A 26,853-nucleotide genomic window follows, 5' to 3' on the forward strand; every position below is an offset into this window, starting at 1 on the left:
TTAAAATGTCATGGTAGGCCAAATGGAGTAAGTCGCTTTTGCGTCCCTTCATTTGGCTTCATTTTTTAGAGGCGGGTTGCCAGCCTTAGTGCTCCGAAGCCACTGCTTTTTTCCTTAGGATATCGTCGACGATCATTTGGGCGTGTACCCTTGAGTTTTCGATAAACCACTTGTGGGTTTCCATACCTCCGCAAATAACGCCCGCCAAGTAAATTCCGGGTACGTTGGTTTCCATGGTTTCGGGGTTGTACCGGGGTAGTCGCTTTTCGTCATCGGAAAGTTCAATGCCCATACTTTCAAGAAATTCAAAATTGGGCTTGTAACCAGTCAGGGCCAGAACAAAGTCGTTTTCAAGTGTTACTTCCCCCTCGGGCGTATTGATAATGATTTCCGATTCCTTGATTTCCTTTACCGTTGAACGGTAGTAAGCCTTTATGCTGCCTTCTTCGATACGGTTGATTATATCGGGCCTTACCCAATATTTGACTCGTTGGCCTACCTCCGCGCCCCTGATGATAAGGGATACCTCGGCCCCTTTTCGCCAGCATTCGAGGGCGGCGTCAATGGCCGAGTTACTGGCCCCGATTACCGCAAGTTTTTGACTGGCGTAAAAGTGGGGGTCTTTGTAATAATGCGATACTTTCGGCAGATCCTCACCGGGTACGTCGAGGGTGTTGGGAAGGTCGTAAAAGCCGGTCGCGACGATTACCTTGTCGGCGGAATATTCCTGCTTGCTCGACCTTACCGTAAAACCGCTACCGGAGGCCTCTACCTTTTCCACCTTTTCGAACAGGCGAATGTTGAGGTTGTTCGAGGTTACTATTCTCCTGTAATATTCCAGGGCCTCGTTCCGTTTGGGCTTGGCTTCCTTACTGATAAAGGGAATTCCGTCGATCTCGAGTTTTTCCGAAGAAGAAAAAAACTGCATGTTGATCGGATAGTTGAAAAGGGAATTTACAATGGGCCCTTTTTCCAAGATAACATAGCTAAGTCCCTTTTGTTTCGCCTCAAGGGCACAGGCAATACCTATTGGTCCGCCCCCAATGATTACAACTCGAAAATGCTCCATTTGTCAGTAGCTGCTTTAAGTTCTTTGATCGTAGTGCCCGGATCCCCGCTTTTAAAAATAAAACTGCCCGCCACCAAGACATCGGCACCGGCTTTGATCAGTGCCTTGGCGTTTTTTATAGTTACGCCCCCGTCGACTTCGACCAAGGCCTTTGATTCGTTCATCTTTATGAGTTCTTTGGCGTCCCTTATTTTTTCATAGCTGTTTTCGATAAAGCTTTGGCCTCCAAATCCGGGGTTTACGCTCATGATCAGTACGAGGTCGAGGTCTTTGATGATGTTTTTAAGAAGATTCACGTTGGTATGCGGGTTAAGGGCCACCCCGGCCTTCATGCCGGCTGCCTTAATGGCCTGTATTGTTCTGTGCAGGTGTGTACAGGCCTCGTAATGAACCGTTAGGTAGGTAGCGCCCAGTTCGGCAAAGGTATTGATATACCGATCGGGGTCTACGATCATCAAATGAACGTCCAATGGTTTTGTAGCGTGTTTTGAAATGGCTTTGACTACGGGCATGCCATATGAGATATTGGGCACAAAAACCCCGTCCATTATATCTATATGATGCCAGTCGGCCTCACTTTTGTTGACCATTTCGACATCGCGCTGTAGATTTCCGAAGTCGGCGGCGAGTAGCGATGGTGCTATTTTGGCTTTGCTCATTTTGTTTTCGCTTCAATTACGGTACAAAAGTAATGAAATGGGGGCTTTTAGGGAGTGAAAAGGGAGAGTTGTTTCGCTTTGCCCGTTTTGTGGCCCATGGGGCGACCTAGGTGACGCCAAGTTGGCGCAGGCCTTCATAGACAGCTATACTAACGGCGTTGGCCAAGTTTAGGCTGCGTATGTGCTCGCTGTAGAGGGGGATTTGGTACAAATCGTTTCCGTTCGATTCGGTAAGCTCCTTGGGCAAACCGACCGATTCTTTTCCGAAGATGAGAAAAAGGTCGTTTTCATAGGGGATAGACCAGTGTTTCTTTTGGCCATGGCTTGAAAAAAACACCATTTTCTTGCTTCCGTGTATCCTGAAGAACTCGTCCTGGTCTTCGTAGGTGTACAGCGAAAGATGGGGCCAGTAGTCGAGTCCCGCCCGTTTGAGCCTCTTGTCGCTCAGTTCAAAGCCAAAGGGTTTTACCAGATGAAGGTTCGATCCCGTTGCCAGGGCCAACCGGCCAATGTTTCCGGTGTTGTTGGGAATCTCGGGTTCGATAAGGACGATGTTCAAGGCCACTTAATGCTGTTTTTTAATCGACTTCAAATATAGTCGTTCTACCTTTTCCCGGGCCCAAGGGGTGCGCCTTAAAAATTTTAATGAGGATTTAATGGACGGATTGCTCTTAAAGGAGTTGATGTTTACCCGGTCGGCCAGTTCTTCCCACGTGTATTTTTGTGTAAGGTGCTCAAGGATATCGGCCAACTTTACACCGTGCAAGGGGTTGTTGGGCTGGCTTGGGGAAGCTTCGTTCTGTTCCTTCATGGGGCTTATTCTTGGAGGTTTAAAAAGTTTACAATATTCGTTACGTACAGTTTTTTCAAGACATCGTCGGAAAGTGCCAAGCCCACATTGGTTTGCCCGCGGATTTGGATGGTATCGGAGGTCGACAAATATCGGTCCAACCTGTCGTAGCTCTCGGAAAGCTCTTTTTCTTCGGAAGCGATCTCTTCGGGTGCCAGTGCACTTTGGGGCACTCGGTTGCCATAGTCCGAACCGAACATGATACGGTCTTGGTATTTTTCGAAAAAGGCCCTGACCTTTTTGGAATCCTGCGTGGCCAAGTCGCCGAACCGGGCGGCCAGTTCTACCTTCATGTTCGGGTAGCGGTCTAGGCGTTCGGAGACCATGTCAATGTCATGTGACATACTGCCAATATGGGCACATAATACTTGGAGTCCCGGATTTTTGGCGATCCAGTTGTCCCTTGCCCCGATAATGGTTTCGTAGCCGGGGATTTCGGGAAAGTTATAGGCGTGGTATTCGGGGTGTTCGCTATAGTATCCGTAGTGTGGGCTTTTTTTGCTCAAGGGCCTCCAGGCTTGCACGGGTTCGGCGATATGTGCCATGACGGGAATGTTCCGTTCTTTCAGAAAGTCCCAGATGGGCTGAAGTCGGGGATCGTCGATTTGGACGTAGTGGCCCGTTTTGTCCCGGGTAACCATGCCGAAGTTCTTCCATACCTTTACCATTTTTGCTCCCTGGGCAATTTCCTTGTCAAGGCGGGCAATCTCCCTTTCCGCGTAATCGGGTGCATCGATGCCGGTGCCTATCAACGAGGAACAGAGCCAAAACAGCTCGGGGTGTTTTTGGGCCAAGGCCACGTATTCCCTCCAATTTCTTTTCGTAATCGTGGAGTCTTCCGAATCGGCCAAGGCCACATCGACCAGTACGGCCTTCATCTGACGTGATTTCATAAACCCTGGAAGGTAATCGCGGTCGTACTTGAAATGGGCGTGCGCATCGATTATCTGTACCTCGGTTTCGGTAGGGGCCGTATGGGCCGTGTTTGGGCTTTCCGTATTGGACGGCTTTTCCTTGCAGGCGAAAGCACAGAGTAAAAGTAACAAGGGAAGGAGGTTCTTCATGGTCGGTCGGGTTTGGAAAAACTAGGTATTTAAATATAGCGCTTCTTTCCAAGAAAAGAAATATACAAGGCCCTTAACTGCACGGTTGTACAAATTTTTGACACCTGGTATCTTTTGGGTGGCCAAAATAAGAGGGGGCATAAATGAAAAAACTCCGGTAATCAGCCGGAGTTTATTCATCAATCAAAAAACGAACAGTCATGATAAACTGTTGTTGCTGTTAAAATTACAACTAATATGCCAAATTTCCAATTTAAGGATTATTTAACGCTGTAATTTAAGTTTGTTTTAACCTAAATAGGTTTTTAAGATCTTACTTCTCGAAGTGTGTTTCAGCCTTCGAATGGCCTTTTCCTTGATTTGACGAACCCGTTCCCTAGTGAGGTCGAAGGTTTCGCCGATTTCTTCCAAGGTCATGGAATGCTGACCGGCAAGGCCAAAATAAAGGCGGATAACATCGGCTTCCCTGGGGGTCAAGGTTTCAAGGGCCCTTTCAATTTCGGTTCTTAGCGACTCGTGCAAGAGTTCCTTGTCGGGATTGGGCGACTCCCCGCTACGAAGTACATCGTAGAGGTTGGAATCTTCGCCGTCGATCAAAGGCGCATCCATCGAAACGTGGCGCCCCGAATTTTTTAAGGACTGTTTTACGTCTTCGACGGTCATATCCAGCTCCTTGGCGATTTCTTCTGCCGAAGGCATACGCTCGTGTGCCTGCTCCAAAAAAGCGAAGGTTTTGTTGATCTTGTTGATCGAACCGATTTTGTTCAACGGCAAACGGACGATTCTCGACTGTTCGGCCAAGGCCTGCAAAATCGATTGTCTGATCCACCATACGGCATATGAAATAAATTTAAATCCCCTTGTCTCATCGAAGCGTTGTGCCGCCTTGATAAGACCCAAATTTCCTTCATTGATCAAATCAGGTAGGGTTAGACCTTGGTTTTGGTACTGCTTGGCAACTGATACCACAAATCGAAGGTTGGCTTTTGTAAGTTTTTCAAGAGCGACCTGGTCGCCTGCCTTGATCCGTTGTGCCAATTCCACTTCCTCATCCGCAGTAATCAAGTCTACCTTGCCAATTTCCTGCAAGTACTTGTCCAAAGACGCCGTTTCCCGGTTGGTTACCTGTTTTGTAATCTTTAGCTGTCTCATCTAAATTATCCTTTCGTTATGCATAGTTGCATATACTTATACGTACAAAAGACGGAAATGTTACATAAGGGTAAAAAAAACTTGAAATTTCGGGTAAAATGCACGAAAAAAGCCCCAAAGAGCGTTCTTTGGGGCTTTTAATTACTTGTTTTGGAACGTATTAGTCCCTTCTGGGTTTTCGGTCGCGATTGTCCCTTCCGCGGTTATTGTCCCTTCCGCGTCCGCGATCGTTGCTTCTAGGTGGCCTTTCCTTATACCCTTCGGGTTTGGGAAGAAGTACCTTTCTGGAAACACGGTCTTTTTTGGTTCGGGAATCGATTCCCATATATTTAACATCGAAGACGTCTCCCATGTTGACCACGTCGCTGACGTTTTCGGTGCGTTCCCATGCCAATTCCGATACGTGAAGCAATACTTCGTTGCCCGGGGCATCCAAATATTCGACTACTGCACCAAAATCCAACATTTTTATCACCTTGACCTCGTAAACGCTTCCGACTTCGGGCTTGAACATCAGGGAATCTATCTTGGCCAGTACGGCATCGATGCCATCTTGGTCGGTTCCCAAAATTTCAACAATACCTTCTTCGGTTACCGGATCTTCGTTGATAACGATAGTGGTTCCGGTTTCTTTCTGAAGTTCTTGGATGACCTTTCCACCAGGTCCGATCAAGGCTCCGATGAATTCATTGGGTATTACCCTTGTAACCATTTTCGGCGCGTGGGCCTTAACATCGGCATTGGGTTCGGCGATGGTGTCGGTAAGTTTTTCCAAGATGTGCAGCCTACCGTCGCGAGCTTGCTTCAGGGCTTTTACGAGAATCTCGTAAGAAAGTCCCTTTACCTTGATGTCCATTTGACAGGCGGTGATACCATCGGCGGTTCCGGTAACTTTAAAGTCCATATCGCCCAAGTGGTCCTCATCGCCCAAGATATCCGAAAGTACGGCATATTTTCCCGTATCGGCATCCGATATAAGTCCCATTGCGATACCCGATACGGGTTTTCTCAATTGAACCCCGGCATCCATCAAGGCCATGGTACCCGCGCAAACGGTGGCCATGGAAGAGGATCCATTGGATTCCAATATTTCCGAAACGACCCGAACGGTGTAGGGGCAGTCGTCGGGAACCATTCCCTTTAACGCCCTTTGGGCCAAATTACCATGGCCTACCTCACGTCGTGAAGTACCGCGGATCGGTCTTGCCTCGCCCGTTGAAAACGGAGGAAAGTTATAATGTAAATAGAAACGCTCTTCGCCTTCGTGCGATGGCATATCGATTTGGTTCGAATCCCTTGAGGTTCCCAAGGTTACGGTAGCCAAGGCCTGGGTCTCGCCACGGGTGAAAATGGCCGAGCCGTGCGTTGATGGCAGGTAGTCGACCTCGCACCAGATCGGTCTGATCTCGTCGGTTTTCCTACCGTCCAATCGAAGTCCTTCGTTTAGGGTAAGGTCGCGAACGGCGGCCTTTTCGGCCTTGTGGTAGTATTTAGAGATCAGGTCGCCGTACTCTTCCAGCTCCTCTTCCGAAAAGGTGGCCTTTATTTCTTCCTTGATGGCTTCGAAAGCGGCACTCCTATCGTGTTTGGCCGATCCGGCCTTGGCGATGGCATATACCTTGTCGTAGGCCATGTCGTGTATTTTTTGGGCCAGTTCCTCGTCTTCCCTTTCCCCTTCGTACTCGCGTACTTCCTTTTTTCCGAAGGCCTCGGCCAATCGGATCTGGGCGGCACACTGTACCTTAATGGCCTCGTGTGCAAATTTGATGGCCTCGGTCATTTCCTCTTCGGAAATCTCCTTCATTTCCCCTTCGACCATCATTACAGAGTCGGCCGAAGCCCCGATTACCATATCGATGTCCGATTCTTCGAGCTGGGCGCGGGTGGGGTTGATGATAAATTCACCGTTGACACGACCTACACGTACTTCCGAAATGGCACATTCAAAAGGAAAATCCGATAGTTGGATCGCTGCCGATGCGGCCAATCCGGCCATGGCGTCGGGCATTACGTTCTCGTCGTGCGACATCAACTGGATCATTACCTGGGTCTCGGAGTGGTAATCTTTTGGAAAAAGTGGACGAAGTACACGATCCACCAAACGCATGGTCAATACTTCCCCGTCACTGGGCCTTGCCTCCCTTTTGAAAAAACCGCCCGGGTAGCGCCCGGCCGCCGCGAACTTCTCGCGATAATCTACGGTAAGTGGAAGAAAATCCACATCACTTTGCTTGTAGTTGGAAACAACGGTACACAACAGCATACATTTTCCCGATCTAACAACAACAGAACCGTGGGCCTGTTTTGCCAATTTTCCGGTTTCGATAGAAATTTCCCTACCGTCACCAAGGTCGATGACCTCTTTAAATACTTTTGGAATCATAAATTCGATTTAAATCCGCCCATGTGGCGAACTGTTAAACAATGGTCTTTCCGACATTTTCTCTGGTCGGAGTTGTTGTGTTGTGTTGACCAATGAAAAACCGTGTGAAGCTTTTTGAATTTGCCTCGATAAACGAGGACTTTTGCAATATAAAAAGGGGACTGAAATAATCAGTCCCCGAATTTAATTATTTTCTGATGTTCAATTCTTTGATAAGTTCACGATATTTTACAATGTCGTTCTTTATCATATAATCGAGAAGACTTCTTCTTTTACCTACCAAACGAACCAATGAACGCTCGGTGTTGTAGTCTTTTTTGTTCCTTTTCAAATGCTCGGTCAAATGGTTGATGCGGTGCGTGAACAACGCAATCTGACCCTCGGTAGAACCGGTGTTCTCCGCTTTTCCGCCGTATTTCTTAAAAATCTCGGCTTTTACTTCCTTGGTTAAATACATGCCAATATTGTTTTAAATGATTTTTATGTATATGATTGATTTTCAATCAGGCCGCAAAGATAATATTATTTAATTACCTAATGGGTATAAAATTCATTTTTTAAGCCCTTGGGTACAGGTGCCGATTCGGGATGTTGTCGACACGGCCTACGTCGGGCCCGTACCTTTGTCCTGGTCTCGGGCTTCGGCAACGGACGCCTACGAGCGCACCGGGTTGTTTTGGATCAGGTCGATATACAGGTTGATTTTCTTTTTAAGGTCGCGGCGATGAACGATAAAGTCGAGAAACCCGTGTTCTTTTACGAACTCGGCCGTTTGAAAATCCTCGGGCAGTTCCTTCCCCGTAGCTTCCTTGACCACGCGCGGCCCTGCAAAACCGATCAGGGCCCCGGGTTCAGAGATGTTGATATCGCCCAACATCGCATAAGAAGCCGTGGTTCCTCCCGTTGTAGGGTCGGTGCAAAGCGATATATAGGGAATCTTGGCCTCGGCCAATTGGGCGAGCTTGGCCGATGTCTTGGCCAATTGCATCAAGGAAAGGGCAGCTTCCATCATCCGGGCACCGCCCGATTTGCTTATCATCAAAAACGGAAGTTTTTTCTTTATCGAGTAGTCGATGGCCCGGGCGATTTTTTCGCCGACCACACTTCCCATTGACCCGCCGATAAAACTGAAATCCATACATGCCACGACCAGGTCCTTGCCCATCGACTTGCCAACAGCCGTGCGTACGGCGTCTTTTAGCTTGGTCTTTTTCTGGGCTTCCTTCAGTCGGTCGGAGTACTTCTTCGTGTCCTCGAACTTCAAGGGGTCTTTAGAGGTCAAATTAGGGTTTAGTTCCCTGAATTTGTTGTCGTCGAATATGATCTCAAAGTATTCCTTACTGCCAATTCTAACATGGTAGTCGTCTTCCGGGCTGACATAAAAGTTTTTGGCCAGCTCTTCCGATTCTACGATTTTTCCAGTAGGGGACTTGTACCAAAGACCTTTAGGGGTGTCCTTCTTCTCTTCGGTAGCCGTTTGGATTCCTTTTTCCTTTCGTTTAAACCAAGCCGTCATTTCTTCCATATTGTCGTTAGCGGGTAACACCTATAACTATAGGGTGTTTACGTTGTTTAAATCAGCAAAAGCTTGTTTTAGGCGCTCGGAGAACGATTTCTCGCCTTCCCTGAGCCACACCCGTGGGTCGTATAGTTTTTTGTTGGGCTCGTCGGGACCTTCGGGGTTTCCGATCTGGGATTGCAAATAGTCTTTTTTGGCCTGGATGTAATCGCGGACCCCTGCTAAAAAGGCGTATTGCAAATCGGTGTCGATATTCATCTTTACAACACCATAGCTGATGCCTTCCCTGATTTCCTCTACGGAAGACCCTGACCCGCCATGGAATACAAAGTCGATATGGTTGTGGCCGACTCCGTATTTTTCGCTGATGTAATCTTGAGAGTTTTTCAGGATTTTTGGGGTCAGTTTAACGTTTCCGGGCTTGTACACACCGTGAACGTTGCCAAATGCCGCCGCGATGGTAAACCTGTGGCTTACTTTCGAAAGCTCTTCGTAGGCATAGGCCACTTCTTCGGGTTGGGTGTAAAGTTTCGAATCGTCGACATCGGAGTTGTCGACACCGTCTTCCTCGCCTCCGGTAATGCCCAGCTCGATCTCAAGGGTCATGTTCATTTTGCTCATGCGCTCCAAATAACCCTTGCAAATTTCGATGTTCTCTTCGATAGGTTCTTCGGAAAGATCGATCATATGCGAGCTGAACAGTGGTTTGCCGGTCTCGGCAAAGTGTTTTTCACTGGCATCGAGCATGCCGTCGATCCAAGGCAACAATTTTTTTGCACAGTGGTCGGTGTGTAAAATTACGGTGGCCCCATAGGCCTCGGCCAATTGGTGTACGTGCTTGGCACCGGCAACGGCACCCAATACGGCGGCCCTTTGGTTTTCGTTCGAAAGTCCCTTGCCCGCATTGAACTGGGCTCCCCCATTGGAGAATTGAATGATGACGGGGGCGTTTAAACTTACTGCTGTCTCCAAAACGCCGTTGATCGTGTTCGAACCGATAACGTTTACTGCCGGTAGGGCAAAGCCCTTTTCCTTGGCATATTTGAAAATTTCCTGGACTTCATCTCCGGTGGCAACGCCGGGCTTTATATTGTGGGCCATAATTTTATAAATCTTTGTTTGTAATTTGAATGGGACAAAAGTAATAAAATATTCCCTCTAAAGCGGAAGGGCCGGGCAAGAATGTGAACGCTTCCTCGATTGGGGCTTGGTCTTCTTGGTATACAGGGGGGCAAACTTTGATAAAAATGGGCTAGAAGGGGTAGTTGATACCGATCTGGAGCACCGAGTTGGAAAGGTTAAAATCGGTAAACCATCTTTTTGAGATCTCGTTGGCGGGGTTATAGGTCTTAAAGCCCAGGTCTGCCCTTAGGACGAAGTAGGTAAAATCGTAACGTAGTCCGAAACCGGTACCTAGTGCGATATCTTCCAAGGAGCTGAAACCGGTAAAGGTCGCCTCGGGATCCTCTACGTTGTCAAAAACGTTCCAGATGTTCCCCGCATCGGCGAACAGGGCTCCCTTGAGGTTGCCGATTACGGGAAAGCGGTGTTCCAGATTGACCCCGATCTTTAGGTTGGCCTCGTTAAAGTCGTTGATGGCATCGGTGCGGCCGGGCCCAAGGGAATAGGGCGACCATGCCCTGATATCGTTCGCCCCTCCCGCAAAATAACTGCGTACAAAGGGAATGTTGTTCGAGTTGCCATAAGGTATGGCAATACCGAAAAAGGTGCGCAACGCCAAGACGTTCGACCTTGAGATACCCCAGTATTTGACATAGTCGAACTCCGTTTTTATATATTGGCTATAGGGAACGCCAAAGACCAGGCGGTCTCCGCTTTCGTTTTCTTCAAAGGGAATGATGGCCGAGATTGCCGAAAGGAGGTTGCCCGCACTCTCGACCTTAAACCGGAATTGGTAAAAGGTGTTGTCGGCAACATTTTCCCTGTTGTTCAGGTTCAGGGTGTAATTACTGGCGAATATAAGGTTGTTTTCGGTCAGGCGCTCCCTTCTTTCCTCGATGCGGTTTACCGTTTCCAGCTCGTCCTCCGTGGTGCTGATCTCGTTGTTGAGAACGGCTTGGGTGAAGCCCGTAGTCCCTGTGGGAATGATCAACTGGGGGTCGCTCGAATCGTCGGTTGTCTCAAAAAAAGAGGCCAATTCGGGATACTGCCCGGCGTTGTCATAGGCATCGGCCACCTCGTCCAACTGTTCGTAGGAGTTGCTGTATACGTTAAAAAAGCGGTCGATATTGACATTGCGTACAAATTGTATGTTCAAAAGTTCGACGTTGTGCTTGATGAGGTCGGAGGGCACCCAATTGTAGCTCAGTACGGTATTGAAGGCCTGTTTGTCGAGGCCAATGTTCTTTTGAAAGCTGGTACCTAGCGATATCCGTGTTTTGGGAAGGGTATAGCTGGGAATGACCTTATTGGTATTGAAAAAGGGAAACCAAATACGGGGGATGTCCAAATTGAGGTCGGCACCGTACTCCTGTATATTGAAGAAACGGTTGTCGACGATACTGGGGTCGTTCGACGAACCTATGCTCAACCGGCCCGCAAGACTTAGGTTTTCGGCACCCCCGAAAAGGTTTCTGGCCTGAAGCGAGGGGCTGAGGGCCAAGCCCACCTGTTGAATGTTGGACCGGGTTACCTCGAAAGAGGTACCCAAGGAGTATTTCGGCCGCGCGGCAAGGTAGATGTTGGCGTCCAGGGTGTTGCCCTCGCCATTGGGCTCGGATGTGATCGTCGGGTATTTGAACACGCCTAAGTTGGTGATCTGACGGTAGGTCCTGGTTCGGTCTATCTCGCGGTAAACACTGTCTTTTTCAAAGAAAACGGCATTGGCCAGGGTTTTGGGCTTGAACCGGAGCTTGTTGTGGTAGAATATGTTGTAGTCGCCATAGCGAATGGATTGTTGTTCGCTGTCGTCCCCGTTGTAAAGGTAGTCGGTGTAAATATTGATTTGATCGAACTTGTACACTTTGTATTCGGTAGAGGTAACGGCGGTATCGCCCCGCTTTTTAAAATTGTCGATGTTCAGTTCGATGTTCATCTGTTGGTCGTCGGCCACTTTGGTAGTGTCGGTGGCGATATCGTACGAAATGGAACTTTCCTGAAAATTATAGACCCCCGAATTTCTGAAAATGGAGCTTAGCCGCTCCCGTTCCTTGGCAAATTGGGCCAGGTCGAACTGTTCCCCTTCCTTTACGAACGACGCTTCGGCGTTCAGTTGGTAAATGGAGTCGATGGCCCTTGAGGCGATTTTTTTTGAAATCGAGTCGATGATAAAAGGCTTGCCCAAGTCTATCTTGTAATCGATCTTGGCGCGTTTTTTTCTGGGCAGGGTATCGATGACGAACGTAGTGTTGTTGTTAAAATAGCCCTTGCTGCCATAGTAGGCGCTGAGCCGTTCGAGGGTACGCCTCGATTTGGTCGTGTCGACTATCACCGGGGCTTCCCCGATTTTTTTGAGCCATTCGCTCAGGCCGCTTACCAAAAATGACTCCCCCAATCGGTTTACTTGCTTTTTTGAGAGAAGGCGTATTAATCGCGCCTCGCGTTTTTCCTTTCGGTGCAGCCAGGCCTGGAAGGAAGAATCGGGGTTCTTCTTGGCCAGGTTGTAGAGGTTGAGGCGTAAGGGGTAGCCCAACAGGGTGCTGTTCGGTTCTTGGACGATCAAGCTCTTGATGGCTTCGTTCTTGACCTCCCTGTCATCGGCATAAATGGTATTGTCGGTAAGTAAAAGCTCGTTTTCGCCGACTCTTTTTAAAGTGTTGCACGAGTAGATCGTCACCGCTAGAAATAATAGGCTTATTTTAGCACATGTTTTTATAAAGCGTAACGATGTGGTCATAGCCCCCAAAAATACATCTTTTTATGATTGTTAAAAGCCAAATAAAACTTATAAGAAGCCTACATCAAAAAAAGTACCGAAATGAAAATGGTCTTTTTTTTGTCGAAGGCTTAAAGGCGGTTCAAGAACTGTTGGATTCGAGATTCGAGGTCGTCAAGGTCTATGCGACCGAAGATGGGGGCTTGTCGGCTTCCGCGGGGGAAGTCGAATTGATCTCCGAGGCGGAGTTGAAAAAGATAAGTGCCCTGAGAACGCCGAACAAGGTGTTGGGGCTCTTTAAGATTCCCAAGGTCGAAAAAATCGACTTTGACGATTGGGTCGTAACCGTCGACGATGTTCGCGATCCGGGAAACCTGGGCACCATCATTCGACTCTGCGATTGGTTCGGAATACGCCATCTGGTCTGTTCGGGGCAAACCGTCGACTGTTACAACCCCAAGACCCTTCAGGCGACGATGGGATCGATCGCGAGGGTGAACGTGGGGTATACCGATCTTGCCTTGTTTTTGCAAAAGGCCGATCGGCCCATATACGGGGCCTTTATGGACGGGGTACCGGTATACGGCGAAAAATTGGCCGAACCGGGAATCTTGGTCATGGGCAACGAGGCCAACGGAATATCAAGCCCGATAGAACACCTGGTAACCCACAAGATAAGCATACCGCAGTTTGGCGAACCAACCGCGGAGAGTTTGAACGTGGCCACCGCTACGGCCATTCTCTTGAGCGAAATACGCAGGGGTTAGAGGGTATTGATGCTATTGTTGGTGGGGTTATTCGAAGGTAAAGTTGACGAAAAGGCCACGGGTGCTCATTTTTTCGATATTGCCCGTCCAGGGACTATTGGGGTCGTTGTCGCGGATGAGCTCGTCGGTCAGTCCGAAAACGCCCCTGATCGATGGGGTAAACTTAAAGTACTCTAGGTAAAAGTCGATACCGAACCCGATTTCGTAGTTGTAGGTCCATTTTTTCATCCTGAAGGTTCCGCTGCTGTTGTCGTCCGGACTTGCCTCGTTGCTGCCCAAATTTAACGAAGCCGAGGGGCCTGCTACCAAAAAGGGTTTCCAGTTGCCGAAACGGCGGGTATTGATCTTTAGCAGGACCGGAAAATTGATGTAGGTCGATTTTACTTCGCGAATGGCGTTTCTTTCACCTTCCTCGGTGGCCTGAAAGCCGGGAAAGCCCAAGGTACGGGCATTGTAGTACAGCCCCGGTTCGATACGCAGGTCCAGAAATTCGTGAAGTCTCATTTCTCCGATGAGTCCGACGTTGAAACCGGTTGACTCGAGAACCTGGACATCGGTGTTCTGGTCGCCCCGGTCGTTTTTGTAGTCGAATTTGAACCCGTAGCGGTTAAAACCCAGAAAATAACCGTAATTGAGAAACTTTTTGTCCTTGTTTTCAATATTGAGAATGGGGTCGGCGTTAAACTGAGCGCTCACTGCTGAGGTCAAGATCAGCATACTTCCCAAAAGCAAATAAAATCCTTTCATTTAAAAAAAATTATCCTGCTCCCGTCAATACCCTCATATACAAGGGGAACCGGTATTTTTATAAAGCCCTGTAGGGGGCTCGATTTACTTTTTGGCCACATAAATGGAAGCCACCCCAAGGGTCTGGGGTTTGTTCTCTACCTCTATAAACCCGATTTTCCGCAAAATATTGTTGAAGGCTTCGCCGTGGGGGAAAACCGATGCCGATTCGCTTAAGTAGGCGTAGGCCGAACGATCTTTGGAAAAAAGTTTCCCTATCATCGGCAGAATGTACTTGGTGTACAGGGAATAGCCCTGCTTAAAGGGTGTTTGGGTAGGTACCGAGGTTTCGAGGACCACAAAGGTACCGCCGGTGGCCAGTACGCGATAAATTTCCGACAGGCCTTTTTCGAGGTTTTCGAAATTGCGAACCCCGAAGGCAACGGTTACCGCATCGAAACTTTGGTCTGAAAAAGGCAGGTTTTCACTGTCGCCGACGACCATGTCAATAATGGGATCCAATTTTTTTTGGGCTACTTTCTTTTTGCCGACCTCGAGCATTCCTGGCGAAATATCGAGCCCGATAATGGACTTGGCCCCGCTTTCAACGAGGTTTATGGCCAAATCGCCCGTACCCGTGGCAATGTCGAGTACGCTCTCGGGGCGCGAGGCCTTTACGATGTTCACCACCCGCTTGCGCCACTTTATGTCGATACCGAACGAGATTACCCGATTTAGGCCGTCATAGCTGCCCGATATGGTATCGAACATTTGGGTTACCTGGGCCTTTTTGCCTAGGTCGGAATCTTTATAAGGGATAACTTTTTTGGCCATAGGGGCAATTTTTAGGGCAAAGATACAATAACGGCCCAAGTATACGTTTTATGTCCGTTAATATTGCCCGATGGTCCGATAGGTTCATTATGTGCCTGAATTTAAAAGGGACTACCGATTAAATGTGTAATTTTGCTGCGCTCAATATGAACTTTGCACAATTTTATAGAGATGTGTTATCTTGTATAAGGTGCGGATGCACAGAAAGTTACTGATAGATGAAAATTATTATTGCGGGTGCCGGTGAAGTAGGTTTTCATCTGGCGAAACTACTGTCTTACGAATCGCAGGACATAACACTTATCGATACCAATAAGGAAAGTTTGGCTTACGCCGATTCGCATTTGGACATCCGGGTATTGCGTGGCGATGCCACCTCGATAGCGGTATTGAAGGATGCCAACGTACAGAATTCGAGTTTGGTGATCGGGGTCACCTCGTCCGAAACCACAAATCTGACCCTGTGCATGCTCGCAAAACAGTTGGGCTGTAAACGTACCATCGCCAGGATCTCAAATACCGAATTTATTGAGGACAAGGAGGCGCTGCGTTTTTCGGAGCTGGGAATCGACGAACTCATATCGCCCGAAAAATTGGCGGCCACTGAGATTAAATTGCTCTTGAACAAGTCGGCCTTTAACGATACCTATGAGTTTGAAATGGGCAAGTTGATCATGGTAGGTGTTTCGTTGCCTTCGTCGGCGCCCTTCGTGGGCAAGATGGTCAAGGAAGCGGCCAAGATATTTCCCAAATTGCATTTTATGCCGATCGCACTCAAGCGGACGGGTACCCAATATACCGTAATCCCAAGGGGTGATACGGTATTTAAGGTGGGAGACCAGGTCTATTTCATTACCACAAAGGAGGGTGTCGATGAACTGTACAAACTTACGGGCAAGAAAAAGGAAGAGATCAAGAACGTTATGATCTTAGGGGGAAGCAAGGTCGGTTTTAAAGCGGCCCGGGATCTCTGTATGAATCGTTTTAACGTAAAATTGATCGAGAAAAACAAGGAAAAGGCCTTTGATCTGGCCGACGACCTACCCAATGCCCTGGTCATTAACGGGGACGGTCGAAACGTCGAGCTTTTGGAAGAGGAGAGCTTGGAGTCTATGGATGCCTTTGTCGCCGTTACGGGAAACTCCGAGACCAATATCATGTCGTGTCTGGTGGCCAAGTCGAAGCATATCAAGAAAACGATCGCCCTGGTCGAGAATATGGATTATTTTCAATTGTCGCACTCCATAGGTATCGATACCCTGATCAACAAAAAGCTGTTGGCGGCGAACAATATATTCCGCCATATCAGAAAGGGGGAGGTGGTGGCCTTGATGCGCTTGAACAACCTCAATGCCGAAATTCTCGAATTCGTGGTCAAGCCTACGTCGCGGGTAACGGGCAATATTATCCGGGAGCTCGATTTTCCACGTACCGCCACCATAGGCGGGGTGGTTCGCGATGATGAGGGCATTATCGCACTGGGTGGTTTTGAGATTAAGGCGGGCGACCGCGTAGTCGTCTGCTGCCTGCCCGAAGCTATACCGAAAATTGAACGATTGTTTCTTTAAATGCGTCTTAATTCAAAAATAATATTCCATATCATGGGGCTGCTGTTGCTGTTCAACGGTGGCTTTATGGTGATGGCGGCCCTGGTCAGCGGCATTTATTCCGATGGGGCGACCTTGGGCATAGCCTTGGCGGCCATTACCTCGATGTTCGTGGGTACCCTTGCCATGTTCTACACCCGCGACCACAAAAAACAGGTAAAGCGTAAGGAAGGCTATATAATTGTGAGCTTCGGCTGGGTGGTGATGTCGGTTTCGGGAATGCTGCCCTATCTTTTTTCAGGGGCCATACCCTCGGTTACGAATGCCTTTTTTGAAACGATATCGGGGTACACCACTACGGGGGCGTCGATTTTGGACGATATCGAGTCCTTGCCCGAGGGACTTTTGTTTTGGCGCAGCCTTACCCATTGGATCGGAGGTATGGGCATCATTGTGCTGGCCATTGCGATCCTTCCCCTGTTGGGTATAGGGGGCATGCAGTTGTTCGCCGCCGAGGCGCCCGGGCCGAGTGCCGACAAATTGCACCCGCGTATTACCGATACGGCCAAACGGCTCTGGCTGATCTATGTCGGCTACACCTTGGCCGAAACAATATTGCTCAAGTTGGCCGGAATGTCCTTTTTCGATGCGATCAACCACTCTTTGGCCACCCTTTCCACCGGGGGGTTCTCGACCAAAAATTTAAGTGTCGCCTATTGGAACGACCAACCGCTGATACAGTATATTATCATCCTTTTCATGTTCTTGGCGGGTACTAATTTTGTGTTGAGCTACTTTGCCTTTAAAGGCAAGGTACAGCGTATCTTAATGGATGAGGAGCTGAAGTTCTATACCGGTTTTATCGTATCGTTTACCATCATCGCCGCTTTGGTGGTGTACTTTAAGGCCGACGTCGCCATTAGCGATTACCACCCCATGGTTTTGGGCGGTGCCGAAAGTGCCTTCCGGCATGTGCTGTTCCAGGTGGTGGCGGTGGTTACTACGACAGGGTTTGTGACCGCCGATTTTACAAGCTGGACCCCCTTTTTGAGCGTTTTCTTTTTCGGATTGATGTTCTTGGGGGGCTCGGCGGGCTCGACGGCGGGAGGTATTAAGGTAATGCGGCACATCTTGATCATTAAGAACGGACTATTGGAGTTTAAGCGAACCCTGCATACCAGTGCCATTATTCCGGTGCGTTACAATGGAAAAACGGTCAAGGAACAGATCGTCTATAACGTCATCGCCTTTTTTGTGCTCTACATGTTGCTTTTTATAATAGGGGCCTTGGGCCTTGGTGCCATGGGGATGGATTTTGTGACCTCCATCGGAGGTGCGGCCTCGTCACTTGGCAACGTGGGCCCGGCTTTCGGTACCCTGAACCCGGTGAGCAATTTTAACGGCCTGCCCGATATCGGTAAGTGGTGGTGCGGTTTTCTGATGCTGGCCGGAAGGCTGGAGCTTTTTACCGTGCTGATCCTGTTCACCCCCTATTTTTGGAAACGCATCTAGTGCCGCTGGATCCAAATCCCAATACCCAATAAAAAAGCCCCTTGGTAAAACCAAAGGGCCGTTTTTTTGTGTTTGTGCAAAAGTGCGGCTTAATCCAGCGCTTTTTTGATTCTTGAAATCGCTTCCTTTATTTCGTCTTCCGATGCGGCATATGAAATTCGAATACAGTCCCCGTTACCAAAGGCATCACCGGTGACGGTGGCCACATTGGCGTGTTCCAAAAGGTACATGGCAAAATCGGAGGCATTGTTTATGGTTACCCCGTTCAGGGTCTTGCCGAAATAGGCCGTTACATCGGGATAGACGTAAAAGGCGCCTTCGGGCTCATTGCAGCGAAACCCTTCGATTTCGTTCAAGAGGCCCAGGATAAGTTGTCTTCTTTCCTTGAATTTGTCGACCATGTACTGTACGCGATCGGGCGATTCGGTCAAAGCGGTGATCACGGCCCTTTGGGCTATGCAATTGGCACCACTGGTAACTTGGCCCTGGAGCTTGTTGCAGGCGCGTGCAATGGTTTTTGGGGCTCCTATGTAGCCGATCCTCCAACCGGTCATGGCAAAGGCTTTGGCCACACCGTTGACCGTAACGGTCCTGTCGTACATATCGTCGAAAGCCGCCATTGAGGCATGGGCGGTTACCCCGTAATTGATGTGTTCGTATATTTCATCGCTTACCACGATAATTTGAGGGTATTTTTGAAGCACATCGGCCAAGGCGCGAAGTTCGGCCTCACTGTATATCGATCCGCTCGGGTTACAGGGCGAACTGTACCAAAGCATACGGGTCTTTGGGGTAATGGCCGCCTCCAATTGCTCCGGGGTCATTTTAAAGTCGTTGTCGATCGAGGTGGCTACTTCGACGGGAACACCTTCCGCCAGTTTGACGATATCGCTGTAACTGACCCAGTACGGGCAGGGAAGGATTACCTCGTCGCCCTTGTTCAATACCACTTGCGCCACATTGTAGAGCGCTTGTTTGGCCCCTGTCGAAACCACGATTTGGGAAGGGTCGTAGGTAAGGCCGTTGTCCCTTTTGAATTTGGTGATAATGGCATCCTTCAATTCTGCATAGCCATCGACGGGCGTATACGAATTGTAGTTGTCATTGATGGCCTGTATGGCCGCCTCCTTAATGTAGTCGGGTGTGTTGAAGTCGGGCTCGCCCAAACTCAAACCGATAATGTCTTTGCCAGCTGCCCGTAATTCGCGAGCCTTTGCCGCCATCTCCAAAGTGGCGGAAGGGGTTAGACTGTTAATTCGATCGGAAAGTCCGTTAGATGTAACTGTAGTTGCGGTCATCTTGATTTTTTAATTGATAAAAGCGGACGACCGGGTTTCGGTACCGGTCGTCCACGTCGATACATTTGGTGCTCAAAATTTATTGCATCTGCAAAGAGGGTTGTTTGCCCAGCTCCTTTAGATGTTTAAAATGCGAAATTATGGCTTTTCTTGTAGTTTTATATTCGTTGTAGGGCAAATTAAATTCCTTTGCCGTTTCTTTCACAATTTTAGAGATTTTTGTGTAATGTATATGGCTGATATTGGGGAATATATGGTGTTCTACCTGGTGGTTGAGGCCACCGGTGAACCAATTGACGATACGGTTCTTGGTGCCAAAGTTTACGGTGGTGAACAACTGGTGTATGGCCCAGGTGTTTTTCATGCTTCCGTTTTCGTCGGGTAGGGGAGTCTCGGCCTCGTCTACGATGTGGGCGAGCTGAAAAACAACGCTCAGGATGACACCGGCGACATAGTGCATGATAAAAAAGCCCAAAAACACCTTCCACCAAGCCAGGTCGACAAAGATCAGGGGTAGCACGATCCATATGGTGACGTACAATATCTTGGTAATCACCAAGGTGCTCCAGTTTACGATGGGGTTGGGCAGTTTTCCATACGACAATTTACGCTTCATGTAACGGTACATCTGCATAAAATCGGTGGTTATGGCCCAGTTGAAGGTCAACAGGCCATAGAGGAAGACCGAATAAAAATGCTGGAACTTATGGTACTTGTGCCATTTGGCATGTTTTGAGAACCGCAGTATCCTACCGGCCTCCATATCTTCGTCGTGCTCGTGGATATTGGTGTAGGTGTGGTGCAATACATTGTGCTGTACCTGCCAGTTGTATACATTGCCGGCCAGGATATAGATGCTGCTGCCCATTAATTTGTTGACCCACTTTTTGTTGGAGTAGGCACCGTGGTTGCCATCGTGCATGACGTTCATCCCGACACCGGCCATACCGATGCCCATAACAATGGTGAGCAAGAGGTTGGCCCATGTAGGCAGCCCAAGGGTCAATATTAAAAAATAAGGGGTTAGGAAGATGGCGAACATGATTACGGTTTTTAGGTGCAAGCGCCAATTTCCTGTTTTCTTGATCTGGTTTTCCTTGAAATAATCGTTTACCCTTTTGTTGAGGGTCTTAAAAAATTGTGCCGGATCTTTTCTGGAGAAGCGTACGGTTTTAGTACTCATAATTGTGGAATTCTTTTTGCGGGCATTTGAAATTTTACCCTATAATTTTATCGTAGTTATAATATCGCAAGTGAATATTGTAATTTTGCTTTCATACAAATATACGCATGAAGGCCGAAATAGTTTTTAAATATTTTCCCAATTTATCCGATATCCAACGACAGCAGTTGATCATGTTGGAGGATCTTTATAAGGATTGGAATTTAAAAATAAACGTTGTTTCCCGAAAGGATATCGAAGAACTCTATATCCGCCATGTATTGCATTCCCTGGGCATTGCCAAGATTCAATCCTTTCGTGGGGGAAGTTCGGTATTGGACGTCGGAACGGGGGGAGGCTTCCCCGGGATTCCGTTGGCCATTCTTTTTCCCGAGGTTCAATTTACCTTGGTCGATTCGATCGGCAAAAAAATAAAGGTGGTTGACGAGGTGGTCGACGGACTGGGGCTCAAGAACGTAAAGACCATAAACTCGAGGGTGGAGCAGATCGACGGGCAATTCGATTTTATCGTAAGTAGGGCCGTGGCGGCCATGCCCACCTTTACCCATTGGGTGAAGGGCAAAATAAAGAAAGACTCGGTGCACGAACGCAGAAACGGCATTCTCTACCTAAAGGGAGGTGACCTTACCGAAGAACTTAAAGACTACAAAACCGTTGAAATATTCGACCTTCCCGATTATTTTGAAGAAGATTTTTTCGACACCAAAAAGGTGGTGTACCTACCGCTTAAATTCAAGGGTTGAACTATAGGCTTAACATTCTGTAATACGTCTTCCTATATTTTCTGGCATAAATGCGCATGTGGCCCCAAATGTGTATTTGGAGGCAGTTGACGATCATTTTTGTCTTGGCAATCATTGTATTCCTTTTCATAATTCAGCACATTAATTGATACAAAGTTCAGTAAATGACGATTAATTTACAATTAATTAACGTTAAATTTACATATGTATTGTGTTGAAAATTATGTTTTTAGGCTTTTTTTTGGGGTGAAGTGCCCAATTTAAGGGGTATTTTTGGGGTTTTGCCCTTATAGGTTAACGAAAAACCCCTGTGATAATTGCACAGGGGTTCAGGGTTTTGTTGACGTAAAAAAGGCACTATTTGCTCCAAGGGGGGACTACCCCATTGGATCGGGCATAGGCGATCAGTTGGCCCTTGTGCTCCCCGTTGTGCTCCATGATGATCAAAAGCCCGGTCAGTTTATTGGCCTTCATAAAGCCAAAGTCGACCTCTTCGCCCAGTTGCTCGTTTTCGACCATGGTTATTTTTTCCAATACGAAATCGTTCGATTTCTTTAAGGCGGCAATGATGTTCTCCTTGCCTTTGATCTTGCCCAAATTCATCATATCGACATCCTCGGGCGGGGCAAACCCCATTTTTGACGCAATATAGTAATTGCCCCCGGCCACATGTAAAAGGGCTTCGCCTACCGAGTTGACGCCCTCCATTGGCCGCCAATCGTACTGTTCTTCGGAGAAGGCCTCCGCCAAGGCAACGACTTGGGCCTGGTTGCCCTGTAATACCCCTTGTATGGTGCTTTGTGTCTGAAGGTCTTGTCCGTAGGCCGTTACGCCTGCCATGCACATAAGTGCGAAAAGTAATTTTTTCATTTGTCGGTTTTTAGTTGATGTTGATTGAATCTTGTAAGGTGTTCGTTTACAAGGTATTAAAAAGGTGTTGAATTGCCTTGAAAAAAGAATAAAAAAAAGCGGGCGATTTCTTTTCGGAAATCGCCCGCCTTGTAATATTCGGGTTTTGCTTAGCCTAAAAACGGGTAGCGATAGTCTTCGGGAGTTACAAACGTTTCCTTGATCAGGCGCGGAGACACCCATCGGAGCAGGTTCTGGGCAGAACCGGCCTTGTCGTTGGTGCCCGAGGCCCTGGCCCCGCCAAAGGGTTGTTGGCCGACCACGGCCCCTGTGGGCTTGTCGTTTATATAAAAGTTTCCGGCACTGTTCTGAAGTGCTTTGGTGGCCTCGTCGATGGCGTAACGGTCGGTGGCAAGAACGGCGCCCGTTAAGGCGTATTCCGAGGTTTCGTCCACTAATTTTAGGGTTGACGACCAGTCTTGGTCTTCGTAGATGTAGACGGTGACAACGGGACCGAATAGCTCGGTTTCCATAGTGGTGTACTTGGGGTCGGTGGTCAAGATGACCGTCGGTTCGATAAAGTAGCCTTCCGACTTGTCGTAACCGCCACCTACGATAATTTCGGCGTTCGCATCTTCTTTGGCCTGGTCGATGTACTTGGCCAGTTTGTCGAAGGAGCCTTCATGGATCACCGCGGTGATAAAGTTTGACATGTCTTCGGGGCTCCCGGGTTTGTTGAACGATTCCACATCTTTCTTCACCAGGTCCAAGATTTCCTTTGAGGTCGATTTCGGAAGGTAGACCCGCGAGGCCGCACTGCATTTCTGGCCTTGGAATTCAAAAGCGCCCCTGACAATCGCTGTGGCCACCTGTTGGGGTTTGGCCGTTGGATGGGCAATTATAAAATCCTTGCCCCCGGTCTCGCCCACAATACGCGGATAGGTTTTATAGATGTCGATGTTGTTGCCTATCTGTTTCCATAATTGCTTGAAGACATGGGTGGATCCCGTAAAATGGATCCCGGCAAAATCGGGACTGGCCAAAACCGTTTCGGTTATCATTACCGGGTCTCCATAAACCACGTTGATAACGCCGTCGGGAAGTCCCGCCTCCTTGAATACATCTACGATTACCTTGGCCGAGAAGATTTGGCTGTCGCTCGGTTTCCACACCACCACATTGCCCATTAGGGCCGCACTGGCGGGCAGGTTTCCGGCAATGGCCGTAAAGTTGAACGGCGTGATGGCATAGACAAAACCTTCGAGCGGACGGTATTCGACCCTGTTCCATAGGCCTGCGGCAGAGTCGGGCTGTTCTTCGTAGATGTCTGCCATATAGGCCACGTTAAAGCGTAGGAAATCGATCAGCTCACAGGCCGAATCGATTTCGGCCTGATGGATGGTCTTCGATTGGGCGATCATCGTTGCCGCGTTTATTTTGGCCCTATAAGGGCCGGCAATCAGTTCGGCGGCCTTTAAAAAAATAGCGGCGCGTTGTTCCCATGTAAGGTTCGCCCAGGCGTTTCGGGACTCAAGGCAATTGTCTATGGCCTCCTGTACGTGTTCTTTTTCGGCCAAGTGGTACTGGCCTACGATGTGTTTATGGTCGTGTGGGGGAGACATGGGCCTGGTGTTGCCCGTCTTGATTTCTTTACTGCCTATGTATAGAGGGATGTCTACACTGCCCTCGTAATACCTGCGGTAAGCTTTTAGTACCTCGTCGCGTTCGGGGGTGCCCGGCGCGTAGCTCTTTATCGGTTCGTTCTTGGCTTTTGGTACCTGGAAAAATCCTTTGCCCATAATTGAGTGTGTTTTGAGTTTAGATGGGGACAAAGGTAGGATGAGTATGTCGAAATAAAAAAAAATTGAACCGTTATCGAAGCGAGGTTTTAAAGGTTCGGCCTTACCTTGTCAAGTCGTTGAAAAATACCCTTGGGAATTAGCGGTATGGCGTCGTGGATGTACGGGTACCGAAGGGGTATCGTTCAATTGAGGGCAAAGGGGGCGTGGAACTTAAAGGTCGGTACGTAGACCCTGAATTTTTCGGTAGAGCTGAAATTGACCATGGTGTAGTGCCCCCGCATGGCCCCGATGGGGGAGGTGAGAAGGCATCCGGAGGTGTAGGTGTGCGACTCGCCCGGCTTAATGACCGGTTTTTTGCCGATGACACCTTCGCCGTCCAAAATTTCAAGTTCGTTGAGGGCGTCGTATATTTTCCAATGCCTAGAGGTAAGCTGAACCGAATCCTTGCTTTGGTTCTCGATGGTAATGGTATAGCCAAAGGCAAAGTGCATCTTGTAGTTTTTAAAGAAGGTGCCTTCGAAGCTGGTGTTCACCGAAATTTTAATGCCCTTGGTAACCTGTGTTATCATGCGTTTTGTAGGTCTAATAGGTAATCATGTTTCCAACGATCAAAACCAATACTGAAAACATGGCCAATATAAAAAAAATCGTATTCAAAAAAAGATATTTAACAATAGTTTTGAATATGCCCTGGCCGTAGAATTTTCGCATCGCCAGAAACAGGTAGACCGAAAAGCAGGACAGAAAAAACCAATTGCTATCTATCTTAAAGATCGAATCGATCAAAAAGCTAACAATGAGCAAGATAAACAACAGGGATGTGACATGAAAGCTAAAGATCAAATGATCGGTGTAATTGTATTTTTTTCTGATGTAAGCCAGCCATATAAAGACGGTGAACAGGGGTAAAAAGAAAAATGTGGCAAAGGGTAGGCGCGAAATCAACGTACGCAGAAAGTCACCGGGCCGCTCCTTGATCTTGAAAAGGCTGCGGCCGGAGTTGAACGTGAGTTGGTTTTCACGTGTGTTTTCAACCTTGAATTTTGAACGTGCCTCCTCGAAATACCTGACGGAGTCCCTTCTCGCCATGGTTTCGAAAAAGTTGTGTTTTTGAAATATCCTGTCCCATCCCGAAATCTTGTCCAGGCCCCGAAAGTAGGCGATGGGGTCGGCGTTCAATGCCGAATCCCTCGTTTTGATATAGGTGCCGATGCGCTTGGGAAGGTCAAGGGAATCCATCACCTGCATTATTTCCTGTTTCTCGTCCTCGTTTTCGAACTCCACGGTGTCCAGGGTTTTCGATAGGTCGAAATCTGGTGTCCTGACCTTGGCTTCAAGAGGTCCTATTTGGTCATAACCGCCCGATACGCCCAACATCAGGAAGTAAACGATGGCCAAACTGAGCAAGAACCGAAAGGGGTTGGTATACGAAACCCTTTTGCCGTTAATGTAGTCCCTCGTGATTTTTCCGGGGCGCAGGAGCAGGGCCGATAAGGTTTTGAACAACTTGGAGTCGTACGAAATGAAGCTGGCGAAGAACTCGTCGAAAAAATCCTTGAGCGAAAGCTTCTTGGTGTTGTTGGCCTGTGAGCAGTTGGGGCAGAACCTGTCCGATAGTTTTAATGGATGGCCGCAATTAAGGCATTCGGTGCCCCGGTACTTAATTTTGGGGCTTTCCGTCTGGGTGGCAACCTGTTCGTTCTCCATTTTTACCCATTTTGATGGTGCTTGCTAATTGCTGATATTTCTAGAATTGGCATTGCCGATTCCAATAATGCTGTCGTACTGTTCGCCAAAGCTGCGGTAATATACCAGTATAAGGTAGTTGTTCTCGGTAAAGTGGAAGTTACCGCCGATCCTGTTCAGGTCTACCGTGCCGTCGTCCTTTTTGACAACGTATTTGTAGTTGTAGAACCCTTGCTTCAATTTTAGGGTGCCCTCCATCATACCGTTTTCTTCGTTATAGGTGAGTCGGTTCTCGTCGCCGAGGGCGTAATTGTTGAACTTTCCGAAGACATATACCTCGTCGAGATCCAAAATGGGATCGTAGGGCAATGAAAAATGTACCAATGAATATTCCGCCTCCCTCGAATTGTCGTCGCCTTGCAGGGTGCGTACCACAAAATCGCCGTTGATATCGGGAAAATAGGTGTAGTCCCTCGAAGCCCGATACCTGTCGGGGAACAGGTAATGGTGATAAAGGTCGCCTATCTCGATTCTTGAAATTTCCGAACTCGGGGCCCTGAGGTCGCTCGTGTCGAAGTTAAGGAATTCGTTGCCCCCGAAAAAACTGGTCTCCTGGTCGTACTTGTATACCAGTTCCTTGCCTATGGTGTATTGCGGGGCGATGTCGTAGAGGGCCGTATTCCACTGGTAGTTCTGCAAAATGACCACTTTCACTTCCTTTTTGGGGTTGACCAATTGAAAGCTCCCGGCGTTGATGCTGAATTGGACGACCTGTTTTGTGTTCAAGAAGTTAAAATCCCTAGACCTTTTTACCGTTGCCGATACGCTTACAAGGTCTTTGTAGACGACAAATCTTCTCGAAAACTGCAATTCGTAATTGTCGTCGTAAATCTCCAATACGTAGTTGCCGCTTACTTTTAGGCGAACGTTGTCGTTGGGTATGGTGAGCTTGTAGTTCGAGTAGGGCTGCAGGGTCGAATAACTGTTTTCGTAATCGGTTATTCTTTGGTTGTCGATCCCGGTAAGGTATTGCGACCGTAGGAGTTGCGATGGCGACCAGTCGTAGTCGCAATGTACGATCTTATAGTAATAGTCCCTTTCGCCGGCCGTAATGTCGTCGAACTCCAACGTGATCGTTTCCCCTAGCTCCACGACCGGAAACTGGTCTTCGGTGGGTCCGCCGAAAATAACCGTCTTAATGTGTTCCGGAGGGTTGATTTCCTGCAAAACCTGGGCAAGGGAGAAGGTGGTAAAAAGCAAAAGGAATGCCGGTATAATCTTTTGTAGCATGAACGCGCTATTTTTTCGGTAAAGGTAAACAAAAAGTGTGCCCGGCAAATTTAGATCGATATACGTTCCAAATTTATGGGCATTT

At 48.2% G+C, this 26,853-nt stretch carries 24 protein-coding genes; 4 read left to right on the forward strand and 20 right to left on the reverse strand.

Features of this window, described 5'->3' with window-relative positions; translation table 11 throughout:
- Positions 1 to 85: 85 nt before the first annotated feature.
- The 11 genes from BUB37_RS13810 to tamL all read right to left on the reverse strand — a co-directional run bounded on the left by BUB37_RS13810 (position 86) and on the right by tamL (position 12,552).
- Positions 86 to 1,069 carry a YpdA family putative bacillithiol disulfide reductase gene (locus tag BUB37_RS13810; RefSeq protein ID WP_072994406.1) on the reverse strand — a complete coding sequence of 328 codons (984 nt, stop codon included), beginning with the start codon at positions 1,067 to 1,069 and terminating at the stop codon, positions 86 to 88.
- A complete protein-coding gene (gene rpe / locus BUB37_RS13815; RefSeq protein ID WP_072994407.1) occupies positions 1,048 to 1,728 on the reverse strand; it encodes a ribulose-phosphate 3-epimerase in 681 nt (226 codons plus the stop codon). The genes BUB37_RS13810 and rpe overlap by 22 nt, the downstream gene beginning before the upstream one ends.
- A 106-nt stretch (positions 1,729 to 1,834) precedes the next feature.
- Positions 1,835 to 2,293 carry a tRNA (cytidine(34)-2'-O)-methyltransferase gene (locus BUB37_RS13820; protein ID WP_072994408.1) on the reverse strand — a complete coding sequence of 153 codons (459 nt, stop codon included), beginning with the start codon at positions 2,291 to 2,293 and terminating at the stop codon, positions 1,835 to 1,837.
- Entirely contained in the window at positions 2,294 to 2,539 is a 246-nt protein-coding gene (locus BUB37_RS13825) for a VF530 family protein (RefSeq protein WP_072994409.1), read from the reverse strand. It lies immediately after the preceding gene.
- Positions 2,540 to 2,544: 5 nt separating this feature from the next.
- The gene (locus tag BUB37_RS13830) at positions 2,545 to 3,642 is read right to left on the reverse strand and encodes an amidohydrolase family protein (RefSeq protein WP_072994410.1); all 1,098 of its coding nucleotides are present in this window, start codon (positions 3,640 to 3,642) and stop codon (positions 2,545 to 2,547) included.
- 288 nt (positions 3,643 to 3,930) lie between these two features.
- The gene (locus BUB37_RS13835; RefSeq protein ID WP_013992147.1) at positions 3,931 to 4,794 is read right to left on the reverse strand and encodes a sigma-70 family RNA polymerase sigma factor; all 864 of its coding nucleotides are present in this window, start codon (positions 4,792 to 4,794) and stop codon (positions 3,931 to 3,933) included.
- A 160-nt stretch (positions 4,795 to 4,954) separates the two neighbouring features.
- Entirely contained in the window at positions 4,955 to 7,177 is a 2,223-nt protein-coding gene (locus BUB37_RS13840) for a polyribonucleotide nucleotidyltransferase (RefSeq protein WP_072994411.1), read from the reverse strand.
- A 187-nt stretch (positions 7,178 to 7,364) separates the two neighbouring features.
- Positions 7,365 to 7,634: a 30S ribosomal protein S15 gene (gene rpsO / locus BUB37_RS13845; protein WP_072994412.1), complete on the reverse strand. Its 270-nt coding sequence runs from the start codon at positions 7,632 to 7,634 to the stop codon at positions 7,365 to 7,367.
- 198 nt (positions 7,635 to 7,832) lie between these two features.
- Entirely contained in the window at positions 7,833 to 8,693 is an 861-nt protein-coding gene (accD, locus tag BUB37_RS13850) for an acetyl-CoA carboxylase, carboxyltransferase subunit beta (RefSeq protein WP_072994544.1), read from the reverse strand.
- 36 nt (positions 8,694 to 8,729) lie between these two features.
- Entirely contained in the window at positions 8,730 to 9,797 is a 1,068-nt protein-coding gene (fbaA, locus tag BUB37_RS13855; RefSeq protein WP_072994413.1) for a class II fructose-bisphosphate aldolase, read from the reverse strand.
- 151 nt (positions 9,798 to 9,948) lie between these two features.
- Complete coding sequence (gene tamL / locus BUB37_RS13860; RefSeq protein ID WP_072994414.1) at positions 9,949 to 12,552, reverse strand: translocation and assembly module lipoprotein TamL; 2,604 nt, start codon at positions 12,550 to 12,552, stop codon at positions 9,949 to 9,951.
- A gap of 23 nt (positions 12,553 to 12,575) precedes the next feature.
- On the opposite strand from tamL, the gene BUB37_RS13865 reads away from it, so the two are divergent.
- Positions 12,576 to 13,298 carry a TrmH family RNA methyltransferase gene (locus BUB37_RS13865; RefSeq protein ID WP_072994415.1) on the forward strand — a complete coding sequence of 241 codons (723 nt, stop codon included), beginning with the start codon at positions 12,576 to 12,578 and terminating at the stop codon, positions 13,296 to 13,298.
- 27 nt (positions 13,299 to 13,325) lie between these two features.
- Here the strand turns inward: BUB37_RS13865 and porT are convergent, their stop codons facing one another.
- Positions 13,326 to 14,045 (reverse strand): type IX secretion/gliding motility protein PorT/SprT, encoded by a 720-nt coding sequence (porT, locus tag BUB37_RS13870; protein ID WP_072994416.1) that lies wholly within the window; start codon positions 14,043 to 14,045, stop codon positions 13,326 to 13,328.
- Between the two features lie 84 nt (positions 14,046 to 14,129).
- On the reverse strand, positions 14,130 to 14,858 hold the full coding sequence (gene ubiE / locus BUB37_RS13875) for a bifunctional demethylmenaquinone methyltransferase/2-methoxy-6-polyprenyl-1,4-benzoquinol methylase UbiE (protein WP_072994417.1): 729 nt from the start codon (positions 14,856 to 14,858) through the stop codon (positions 14,130 to 14,132).
- A 218-nt stretch (positions 14,859 to 15,076) separates the two neighbouring features.
- On the opposite strand from ubiE, the gene trkA reads away from it, so the two are divergent.
- Both trkA and BUB37_RS13885 read left to right on the forward strand, forming a co-directional pair.
- Positions 15,077 to 16,426, forward strand: a complete 1,350-nt coding sequence (gene trkA / locus BUB37_RS13880; protein ID WP_072994418.1) for a Trk system potassium transporter TrkA — start codon at positions 15,077 to 15,079, stop codon at positions 16,424 to 16,426.
- Complete coding sequence (locus BUB37_RS13885) at positions 16,427 to 17,917, forward strand: TrkH family potassium uptake protein (protein ID WP_072994419.1); 1,491 nt, start codon at positions 16,427 to 16,429, stop codon at positions 17,915 to 17,917. It begins immediately after the preceding gene.
- 89 nt (positions 17,918 to 18,006) lie between these two features.
- Here the strand turns inward: BUB37_RS13885 and BUB37_RS13890 are convergent, their stop codons facing one another.
- A complete protein-coding gene (locus BUB37_RS13890; RefSeq protein ID WP_072994420.1) occupies positions 18,007 to 19,215 on the reverse strand; it encodes a pyridoxal phosphate-dependent aminotransferase in 1,209 nt (402 codons plus the stop codon).
- Positions 19,216 to 19,294: 79 nt separating this feature from the next.
- Positions 19,295 to 20,398 (reverse strand): fatty acid desaturase family protein, encoded by a 1,104-nt coding sequence (locus BUB37_RS13895; protein ID WP_072994421.1) that lies wholly within the window; start codon positions 20,396 to 20,398, stop codon positions 19,295 to 19,297.
- 107 nt (positions 20,399 to 20,505) lie between these two features.
- On the opposite strand from BUB37_RS13895, the gene rsmG reads away from it, so the two are divergent.
- The gene (gene rsmG / locus BUB37_RS13900) at positions 20,506 to 21,141 is read left to right on the forward strand and encodes a 16S rRNA (guanine(527)-N(7))-methyltransferase RsmG (RefSeq protein WP_072994422.1); all 636 of its coding nucleotides are present in this window, start codon (positions 20,506 to 20,508) and stop codon (positions 21,139 to 21,141) included.
- Positions 21,142 to 21,498: 357 nt separating this feature from the next.
- Here rsmG and BUB37_RS13905 read toward each other — a convergent pair whose 3' ends face one another.
- The 5 genes from BUB37_RS13905 to BUB37_RS13925 form a co-directional block, all read right to left on the reverse strand.
- Positions 21,499 to 22,011 (reverse strand): DinB family protein, encoded by a 513-nt coding sequence (locus BUB37_RS13905; protein WP_072994423.1) that lies wholly within the window; start codon positions 22,009 to 22,011, stop codon positions 21,499 to 21,501.
- Positions 22,012 to 22,160: 149 nt separating this feature from the next.
- On the reverse strand, positions 22,161 to 23,789 hold the full coding sequence (gene pruA / locus BUB37_RS13910; RefSeq protein ID WP_072994424.1) for an L-glutamate gamma-semialdehyde dehydrogenase: 1,629 nt from the start codon (positions 23,787 to 23,789) through the stop codon (positions 22,161 to 22,163).
- Between the two features lie 185 nt (positions 23,790 to 23,974).
- Positions 23,975 to 24,361 (reverse strand): Co2+/Mg2+ efflux protein ApaG, encoded by a 387-nt coding sequence (gene apaG, locus BUB37_RS13915; protein ID WP_072994425.1) that lies wholly within the window; start codon positions 24,359 to 24,361, stop codon positions 23,975 to 23,977.
- 13 nt (positions 24,362 to 24,374) lie between these two features.
- A complete protein-coding gene (locus BUB37_RS13920) occupies positions 24,375 to 25,499 on the reverse strand; it encodes a DUF3667 domain-containing protein (RefSeq protein WP_072994426.1) in 1,125 nt (374 codons plus the stop codon).
- Between the two features lie 24 nt (positions 25,500 to 25,523).
- The gene (locus BUB37_RS13925) at positions 25,524 to 26,768 is read right to left on the reverse strand and encodes a type IX secretion system plug protein (protein ID WP_072994427.1); all 1,245 of its coding nucleotides are present in this window, start codon (positions 26,766 to 26,768) and stop codon (positions 25,524 to 25,526) included.
- Positions 26,769 to 26,853: the final 85 nt, after the last annotated feature.

This window comes from Pseudozobellia thermophila, assembly GCF_900141855.1.
GTDB lineage: Bacteria > Bacteroidota > Bacteroidia > Flavobacteriales > Flavobacteriaceae > Pseudozobellia > Pseudozobellia thermophila.